7 protein-coding genes are annotated in these 8,932 nt (G+C 75.3%); 2 read left to right on the top strand and 5 right to left on the bottom strand.

Annotated features, from left to right (window positions below; all coding sequences use genetic code 11):
- Positions 1 to 158: 158 nt before the first annotated feature.
- From ACWGDE_RS32130 to ACWGDE_RS32115, 4 genes are all read right to left on the bottom strand, one after another.
- Positions 159 to 1,913, bottom strand: coding sequence for an NAD+ synthase (locus ACWGDE_RS32130; RefSeq protein ID WP_453392561.1), 1,755 nt, complete (start codon positions 1,911 to 1,913; stop codon positions 159 to 161).
- A 49-nt stretch (positions 1,914 to 1,962) separates the two neighbouring features.
- Positions 1,963 to 3,609 carry a DUF4352 domain-containing protein gene (locus ACWGDE_RS32125; RefSeq protein WP_453392560.1) on the bottom strand — a complete coding sequence of 549 codons (1,647 nt, stop codon included), beginning with the start codon at positions 3,607 to 3,609 and terminating at the stop codon, positions 1,963 to 1,965.
- A gap of 535 nt (positions 3,610 to 4,144) precedes the next feature.
- Complete coding sequence (locus ACWGDE_RS32120; protein WP_453392559.1) at positions 4,145 to 5,821, bottom strand: multicopper oxidase family protein; 1,677 nt, start codon at positions 5,819 to 5,821, stop codon at positions 4,145 to 4,147.
- A gap of 91 nt (positions 5,822 to 5,912) precedes the next feature.
- Entirely contained in the window at positions 5,913 to 6,458 is a 546-nt protein-coding gene (locus ACWGDE_RS32115; RefSeq protein WP_453392558.1) for a hypothetical protein, read from the bottom strand.
- Between the two features lie 101 nt (positions 6,459 to 6,559).
- Here ACWGDE_RS32115 and ACWGDE_RS32110 point away from each other — a divergent pair, with 101 nt between their 5' ends.
- Both ACWGDE_RS32110 and ACWGDE_RS32105 read left to right on the top strand, forming a co-directional pair.
- Complete coding sequence (locus tag ACWGDE_RS32110; RefSeq protein ID WP_453392557.1) at positions 6,560 to 7,273, top strand: DUF998 domain-containing protein; 714 nt, start codon at positions 6,560 to 6,562, stop codon at positions 7,271 to 7,273.
- Complete coding sequence (locus ACWGDE_RS32105; protein ID WP_453392556.1) at positions 7,270 to 8,154, top strand: alpha/beta fold hydrolase; 885 nt, start codon at positions 7,270 to 7,272, stop codon at positions 8,152 to 8,154. Before ACWGDE_RS32110 ends, ACWGDE_RS32105 begins: the two co-directional genes overlap by 4 nt.
- A 24-nt stretch (positions 8,155 to 8,178) precedes the next feature.
- Here the strand turns inward: ACWGDE_RS32105 and ACWGDE_RS32100 are convergent, their stop codons facing one another.
- Positions 8,179 to 8,598: a CBS domain-containing protein gene (locus tag ACWGDE_RS32100; protein ID WP_453392555.1), complete on the bottom strand. Its 420-nt coding sequence runs from the start codon at positions 8,596 to 8,598 to the stop codon at positions 8,179 to 8,181.
- Between the last annotated feature and the right edge of the window lie 334 nt (positions 8,599 to 8,932).

The following is an 8,932-nucleotide window of genomic DNA, read 5'->3' as shown; positions in this document are numbered from 1 at the left end:
GGCCCCCCCCCCCCCCCGCCGGGCGCCCGGGGCCCCCCCCTTGGGGCCCCCGGCCGGGCTCGCCCCCTCCCCGCCCGGGCCCCCCGGCCGCTTCGGGAGCGGCCGGGGCACCGGCGTTCGTACGGGCGGATCCGCAGGGGCGGATCCACGGTCCACGGCTACGCGTGCTCGCGCCACCCGTTCGTGATGGGCAGCCGGCGGTCCTTGCCGAAGCCCTTCGCGGAGATCTTCGTGCCCGGCGGGTACTGCCGGCGCTTGTACTCCGCGGTGTCGACCATCCGCAGGGTCTTCGCCACGAGCTCGCGGTCGTAGCCGGCCGCGACGATCGCCTCCAGGCCCTGGTCGCGGTCCACGTACAGCTCCAGGATCCCGTCCAGCACGGGGTAGTCCGGCAGCGAGTCCGTGTCCACCTGGCCCGGGCGCAGCTCGGCGCTCGGCGGCTTCACGATGGAGTTCTCCGGGATCGGCGGGGTCTCGCCGCGCTCGGCGGCCGCCCGGTTGCGGTACTCGGCGAGCCGGAAGATGTCCGTCTTGTAGACGTCCTTGATCGGGCCGTACGCGCCCACCGAGTCCCCGTACAGGGTGGAGTAGCCGACGGCCAGCTCCGACTTGTTGCCCGGGGCCAGCACGATGTGGCCCTCCTGGTTGGAGACCGCCATCAGCATGGTGCCGCGCAGCCGGGACTGCAGGTTCTCCTCGGCGAGCCCCGTCAGGCCCAGCGAGCCCATGTACGCGTCGAACATCGGCTCGATCGGCACGGTCCGGAAGTTCAGGCCGGTCCGCTCGGCCAGGTCGGCCGCGTCGCCCTTGGAGTGGTCCGAGGAGTACTTCGACGGCATCGAGATGCCGTACACGTTCTGCGCGCCGATCGCGTCGCAGGCGATGGCGGCGACGAGCGCGGAGTCGATGCCGCCCGAGAGCCCGATCAGGACCGAGCGGAAACCGTTCTTCTTCACGTACGCGCGCAGGCCCACGACCAGCGCGTCGTAGATCTCCTCGTCGTCCTCCAGGCGCTCCGCGTAGCCGCCGGTCACGACCGCCTCGTACGGTTCGACGGGCTCCTCGGAGAGGATCACCCGGTCGATGCGCAGGCCGTCGTCGACCACGCCCTCGGCCGGCTCGGCCGAGGCGGCCGGCAGGTCGAGGTCGACCAGCACGCAGCCCTCGGAGAACTGCGGGGCGCGGGCGATGACCTCGCCGCCGGCGTCGACCACGATCGAGTCGCCGTCGAAGACCAGCTCGTCCTGGCCGCCGATCATCGCCAGGTAGGCGAGGGTGCAGCCGGCCTCCTGGGCGCGCTTCTGCACCAGTTCGAGGCGCAGGTCGTCCTTGTTGCGCTCGTACGGGGACGCGTTGATCGAGATCAGCAGCCCGGCCCCGGCGGAGCGGGTGGCGGGGACGCGGCCACCCTCCTGCCAGAGGTCCTCGCAGATGGCCAGGGCCACGTCCACGCCCCGTACCCGGATGACCGGCTGGGTGTCGCCCGGCACGAAGTACCGGAACTCGTCGAAGACGCCGTAGTTGGGCAGGTGGTGCTTGGCGAACCGCAGGACGACCTTCCCGCCGTGCAGCACGGCGGCGGCGTTCTCCGGGGACCCCGCCGGGCGGCCGAGCCGGGGCGCGGCCTTCTCCGTGCGGTCGAGGTAGCCGACGACGACCGGCAGGTCGCCGAGGCCCTCGGCCGCCAGCCGCTCCGCGAGTTCGAGCAGCGCCGTACGGGAGGCGTCGACGAAGGAGCCGCGCAGGGCGAGGTCCTCGACGGGGTACCCGGTCAGCACCATCTCCGGGAACGCCACCAGGTGGGCGCCCTGTTCGGCGGAGTGCCGGGTCCAGTGGACGACCGAGTCGGCGTTCGCGGCGATGTTGCCGACGTGCGAGTCGATCTGATTCAGAGCGAGGCGAAGTTGAGGCACGGGCTCAGTGTAATCGTCTTTCTGACGCGATGTCCTGGGAGCCGTCGATTCAGCCGATCGGACCGCTCCAGATCGCCTTGTCGTAGCCGGTTCCGGGCGCGATCTCGAAGTGCAGGCTCTTGGTGCCCTCGGGTACGACGAAGGCGTACGTGCCGGTCATCGACTCGCCGGGCAGGACCGAGCCCTTGAACATCTTCGGCACGGAGCCGTCGAAGGCCATCTCGGCCTCGGCGCCCCGGTCGTCGCGGGCGTGCGGAAGGGCCAGGGTGACGTCGATCGCGGACCCCGAGTTGTTGGCGATCTTCACCGTCACCTTGACCGCGTTGCCGCCGCGGGCCGCGGGCGGGTAGGCCGACTGGGACGGCTTGTACGGGGTCGGGTCCGAGACGGTGACCTCGATGCCCTTGTCGTACGTGAAGGACTTGCCCCAGGGCAGCGCGGAGGTCTTGCCCGGGACGTCGGACGGGGAGGGCTTGGGGGCCGGCTTCGACGGGGTGGGGTACACGGGGAGGTCGTAGTCCCGGTCGTAGTCGCCGAGGCGGCGGTCCTCGGCGACGGACTTGTCGATCCTGTCGATGACGCTCGCCGTGATGAACCAGCCGCCGACGGAGGCGCCGACGGCGAGGAGGCTCAGCCCGGTCCCGACCGCGGCCAGCGTGCCGCGCGGGGCGCCCTTGCGGGACTTGACGACGGCCGCGATGCCCAGACCGAGGCCGGTCAGGGCGAGGAGGCCGCCGGCCCAGAAGAAGAACGGGATGACGCCGACGAAGACGCCGATCAGGCCCAGGATCAGGGCCGCCACGGCGAGGCCGTTGGTGGCGGGCGGGGGCGGCGGGAACCCGTTGGGGTACGGGGGCGGGTAGGCGCCGGGGGGCGCGGCCCAGAGGTTGCCCGGGGCGGGCGCGCCGGGCGCGCCCTGACCGTACGGTCCCGCGTACGAGGGCGCCGGCGGCGCGGGGGTGAGGGGGGCGAAGGCGCCGGGGGCGGCTTCCGGAGCCGGAGCGGGGGCGGGGGCGGGGGCCTCGGCGAAGGCGACGTCCGCCACTACGGCCTGCGTGGGGGGGTTGGCGCCGGCCGGAGCCGGGACCTGAGCTTCGGCCGCAGCCGGGGCGCCGGCCGGGACCTCGGCCGGTGCGGGGGCGTTGGCGTCGGCCGGTACCTCGGCCTCGGCGGGGGCCGGCGCGGGAGCCTTGACGAAGGAAGCGGCCGGGACTTCGCCGGGCGCGGGGGCGGGAGCCTCGGCGGGGGCGGGGACCTGGGCTTCGGCCGGGACCTGGTCCTCGGCCTCGGCGGGGGCCGGAGCCTCTGCCGGAACCGGGGCCTCGGCAGGGACGTCCGCCGATGCCGGCGCGGGGGCCTCGGCGGGGGCGGCGGGAGTTGGCGCGGATGCCTCGAGGGAGGCAGCGGCCGGGACTTCGGTCGGCGCGGGGGCGGGAGCATCGGCCGGGACCTGGTCCTCGGCCTCGGCGGGGGCCGGAGCCTCTGCCGGAACCGGGGCCTCGGAGGGGGCCTCCGCCGGTGCCGGGGCAGGAGCGTCGGCCGGAGGCTGTGCGACGGCCGGGGGTTCCGCCGGGAGTTTGTCGAGCGACAAGGGCTGCGAGGGTGCCGGTATGGAGGCCGCTTCGGGTGCGGGGGTGCCCGCGGGCTCCGTCGGCGGGCCGGACGGGGTGCTGGGCAGGTTCGGCGGGGTACTCATACCGGCGGGAAGTCCTCCAGGTCGCAAACGGCGCGTGTCGATCACCACCCTGTCATGGACGCGGCCCTGCTCGTCCGGCATTTCGGGCCGGTACGGGCCCGCCCCCGGCGACACGAGCGTCCCCGGGCGCCGGGGCCGGCGCCCGCGCGGCCACGCCCCCTGGCCGGGGCCCGGCGACTGCGCGGGACCATCCCCGGGTCGGGGCCCGTCGACCGCGCGGGCACGTCCCTGGCCGGGCCCGGCGACTGCGCGGGACCATCCCCGAGCCGGGGGCCGGCGACCGTGCGGCCACGTCCCTTGGCCGTGGCCCGGCGGCGGTGTGGGTGTCCCCGGGGCCCACGGGCCCGGGGCCGCGCGGATGCCGGCGCGGCACCGGCCCCGCGCCGACCCCCGGTGGTCAGCCGCCTGCGCTGGCCCCGACCCCCGGTGGCCAGCCGCCTGCGCTGGCCCCGACCCCGGCGGCCAGCCGCCCGCGCCGGCCCCCAACCCGGCGGCCAGCCGCCCGCGCCGGCCCCGAACCCCCGGCGGCCAGCCGCTAGCGGCGGTAGCCGAGTGCCGTCATCATGCCCGCCTCCGCGTGGTAGACGTTGTGGCAATGCACCATCCACAGGCCGGGGTTGTCGGCGTCGAAGTCCGCCGTCAGCTTCCCGTCGGGCAGGATCACCGCCGTGTCCTTGCGGACGCCGCCCGGCCGGCCGCCCACCGCGAAGGTGTGTCCGTGCAGGTGCAGCGGGTGCCACATCTTCGTGGAGTTGGTGAACTCCAGCCGGACCCTTTCCCCCGCCTTCACCGGGTGCAGCGCGTCCGGCGCGTACGGCTTGCCGTCGAAGGCCCAGTCGTACTTCGCCATCCCGCCCGTCAGCTTGATCTTCACCGTGCGGTCCGGCTCCCGCGCGGCCAGCGCCACCGGCTCCGCCGCCTTCAGCGAGTCCGCCGTCAGCGGCCGCCCGGACAGCTCGGCGGGCCGGGTCGAGGCCGTCGGCGCGGCGCCCGGAGCGGTCCGCAGCAGTGCGAGCGCCGACGCGGAACCGCCCTTGCCCTCGGCCAGCGCGGTCAGCGGGAACACCCCGTCGCCCGCCGTCACCAGGACGTCGTAGCGCTCGCCCATGCCCAGCAGCAGGGAGCGGGCCCTGGTGTGCTCGACCGGGAAGCCGTCGGTGTGGGTGACGGTCAGTTCGTGGCCGCCCAGCGCGATCCGGAAGGCGGTGTCCCCGCCCGCGTTGATGATCCGGAGCCGGATCCGGTCGCCCGGACGGGCCGTGAAGACCGACGGGTCCTCGGGGGTGCGGCCGTTGACCAGGTAGTGCGGGTACGCGACGTCGCCCGCGTCCTTGCCGAGGACCTCGCTGTCGCCGCCCATCAGGACGCGGGACGGGCCCCCGCCGGCGGAGGGGGCGGGCGAGCCCGCCGAGCCGTGGCCCGCGTGCCCGCCGCCGCCCGGGCTCATGTTCATGCCCTTGCGCAGTTCCGCGAGTACGGCGTCGGGCGTGGAGCCGTCCACCCCGTCGAGCCAGTCGTCCAGGACCACCACCCACTCCTTGTCGTAGGAGAGCGGCTCCTTGGGGTCCTCGACGATCAGCGGGGCGTACAGGCCGCGGTCCTGCTGGACCCCGGAATGCGGGTGGAACCAGTACGTCCCCGGGTGCGTGACGGCGAACTTGTACGTGAACGAGCCGCCCGGGGCGATGTCGCGCTGGGTCAGCCCCGGCACCCCGTCCATGTCGTTGCGCAGCGCCAGGCCGTGCCAGTGCAGGGAGGTGGGCGCGGGCAGGTTGTTGGCGAGGGTCAGGGCGAGAGTGCCGCCCGCGGTGACCCGTACCTCCCGGCCGGGCAGCTGGTCCCCGTACGCCCAGGAGCGGACGGTGCGGCCGCCGCCGAGGTCGAGCGGGGTGGCGGTGGCCGTCAGCCGGATCTCGGTGAGCGGGCCGGTGGCCTTGCGGGCCTCCTCGGCGGCCCGCACCTCGGGGCCGGCCGGGTCCACGAAGCCGCCGGGGACGGCGGCGGAGGGGCTGCCGTCCATGGAGCCGGAGCCGTGGTCCATGCCGGCCATGCCGGCGCCGGCGCCCGAGCAGGCGGCGAGCAGCCCGGAACCGGCGAGCGCGGCGCCCGCGCCGAGCACGGCCCGGCGGGAGGGGAGGGCGGACGGGAAGGAAGAGGGCGAAGGGGGTGAAGAGGGTGAAGAGGGCAGGGGGGAACGCGCGGAAGAGCGCATGGCGGAACACCTCGTGGTGTCGGTGGTACGAACGGACGGGCACCGTCTGCCGCCGCCCCGAAGACGTGCGGGGGCGACGACGGAGCCCGGCCTATACGCGCAGCACCGCCAGCAGGGTGAGGAGTTCGCGGGGAGTCGGCGGATCCGGACCGCCGGACCGGCCCGGCGCGCGAGCCGCGCCCCCGAGCGGCGCGGCACGGCGCGGGCCGGCCAGTCCGGCTCCGAGGAACAGCAGGGTGAGCGCGCCGAGCACGGCTACGCAGACCGACATGGGGTCCATGCCGGTGTGGGGGAGCGACGCGTCGACGGCGGCGGCGGCAACTGCGGAGGCGAGGGCGCCCGCGAGCGCATCCGCCGGGGCTCCGGCCGTGTCAGGCAGGGCGCCGACCATGTCCGGAGAGGGTCCGGTCATGTCCGCCGAGACTCCGGCCACGTCCGCCGAGCCCCCGGCCATGTCCGCCGAGGTGTGTCCCGCCGAGGCAACGGAGTGGCCGGCGGGCGCGTCCTCCATGGCGTGGGCCCGGTCCGGATGGCCCAGCGTGTGCATGGCCGCGATGCCCAGCAACAGCGCGGCGAGCAGGAGCAGCCGGGGCCACCGGACAGCTCTTCGCTCGGTACGCAGGGCAGGACGCGTCATGGGCGGAACCCTACCCGGGGTGGGTATCCGATCGGAGGAGCGGGCCCGCCGTGTTTAGGATTAGTCACACTATGTCCACAAAAGGTGAGTCAGGTCAGCTCGTGAACAGTCAGCCGAGCCCGCACGGCCCGCCCCCGGCCGGCGTCCGCTCCGTCGCCGGCCTCGTCGGACTCGGCGCCGCCGCCTACACCGCGTGGGTCCTCGAAGTCGTCCTCTCCACGGGACTGAACCCCATCGAGACGTACGTCAGCGAGCTCGCCGCCCAGGACCAGCCGCTCGGCGGCCTGTTCCGGGCCACCGACTTCACCGCCGGGCTCCTCGTCTTCCTCGGCGGCCTCCTCGCCCTGGCCCGCCTCGTCCGGCTCCCCGACTCCCGCCGGTTCTGGTCCGTCACCGGCTGGGCCGGAGTCACCCTCTTCGGCGCGTCCACCGCCGCCGACGCCTGGCTGCCGCTGAGCTGCGCGCCGACCGTGGACCCCGAATGCGCGGCCCGGGAGACCGCCGGACTGGTCCCCGCCACCCATCAGGCCCATGCCGTCAGCAGCAGTCTGGCCATGACCGGCGCGCTCGTCGGGATCGTGGCCCTCACGGTCGCCGCCCGCCGCTACGGCCGGCTCGCCCCGCTCGCCCGCTTCGGCCCCGTGCTCGTCGTACTCGAACTGCTCGCCACCGCCTGGACCCTGGCCTCCATCGCGATGTTCACCGCCGGCCGCGGCACGTGGGCCCTGGGCGCCGGCCAGCGGCTGCAGGTGCTGTTCGTGGCCCTCTGGCTGGGGCTGCTCGCGTACTCCGTCCACCGCGAACGCCGTACGTGACCGCCGCCCCGGCCGCGCCCGGCCGATTCCTCCGCGTCCCGGCCGACGGCGGGGTCCCGCTGCACGTGCTCGTCGAGGGCGGCGGACCCCCGGTCGTGCTCAGCGCCGGGCTCGCCATGGCCTGGTTCGACTGGGACCCCGTGGCCGAGCTGCTCGTCGCCGCCGGCCGCACCGTCATCCGCTTCGACCGGCCCGGACACGGACTGAGCGCCCCCGCCGATCGGCCGCCCGGCGCCGCCGGGGAGGCCGACCGGATCGCCGGACTGCTGGACGTGCTGGGTCTGGGCGGCGTACCCGTCACCGTGGCCGGGCACTCCATCGCCGGGTTCCACGCCGAGGCCTTCGCCCGGCTCCACCCGGGGCGCACGGCCGCCGTGGTGCTGGTCGACAGCAGTGTGGAGGAACGCCCCCGCGCCCTGCTGCCCGCCGGTGTGCGCACCGCCGCCGCCCGCGCGGCCGGCCTGGCCGTGACCGGCGTGGGACTGCCCGCCGCGCTGGGTCCGTGGGCCCGGCGGGCCACCGTACGGGCCTCCCGCACCGGCGGTGGGGACCCGGCCGCGCCGGACCTCGTACGCCGTTGCTACCGGACCGGCCGGGTCTGGCGCGGGGCCCTCCTGGAGAACTCCCGCTACCCGGACGCGGCCGCCGAGGTACTGGCGCTGCGCGAGCGGCTCCCGCTGACCGCGCCCGTCACCGTCCTGGCCGGCCACGACGGAAGCACCCGGAGCCCGGCCATGGACTGGCTGGCCCGCCAGGCGGAGCTGGCCGACCGGCTCGGGGCCCGCTTCGTGGTCGCCGAGCCGGCCGGACACCTGGTCATGCTGGACCGCCCGCACCAGGTGGCACGGGCGGTCCTGTGCGCGGCGGAGCCGGAGGCCTAGGCCTCCCCGGGCCGCCCGGGGCGGCTAGCCCTTCGCGTAGACGGCCTCCGCCCAGCCCGCTATCTGCTCCTCCGACAGGTGCTTGGCGAGATCGGCCTCGCTGATCATGCCGACCAGCCGCTTGTTCTCGATCACCGGGAGGCGGCGGATCTGATGGGTCTGCATCTCCGCCAGCACCTCGTCGACGCCCGCGCTCGAGTCGATCCAGCGCGGGGTGCCCTTGGCCATGTCGCCGGCGGTGATCTTCGCGGGGTCGTGCCCCTTGGCCACACAGCCGATCACGATGTCGCGGTCGGTCAGGATGCCGCAGAGCCGCTCGTTGGAATCACTGATGGGCAGCGCACCCACGTTGAGGCGGCTCATTAGCTGAGCGGCCCGGTCCAGGGTCTCGGTGGCGGGGATCCACTGGGCCCCGGGGTGCATGATGTCTCCGGCGGTGGTCATCGCGTAAACCTCCTGAGCGCGCCGTAGCGGCTGGACGCGGATGCGCCGGCCCCGGCGCTCCCCATCGTCGTTCGCCCGTTCGGACCACGCGACTCCACGCGGGGCGGTAGGGGGCCGTACGGGTGACTGCGCCGGCCCCGACCTCCGCTTCGCGGGGGCTTGCCCCCACCCGCCCTTCCACGGTTCCCAGGGCTGCGCCCTGACCGCCGGTCCCGGGCTGCGCCCGGCCCCCCCGGGGCTCCGCCCCAGACCCCGCGCCTCAGCCGCCGGCGGGGGGGGGTACAACAACCCCCCCCCGGGTGTGAGGCGATCCATTACGGGCCGGGGGGCCGCC

The organism is Streptomyces sp. NPDC054956 (assembly GCF_053609185.1).
Note: the sequence above shows the minus strand (reverse complement) of the source record. Positions and strands in the feature narration are given on the sequence as shown.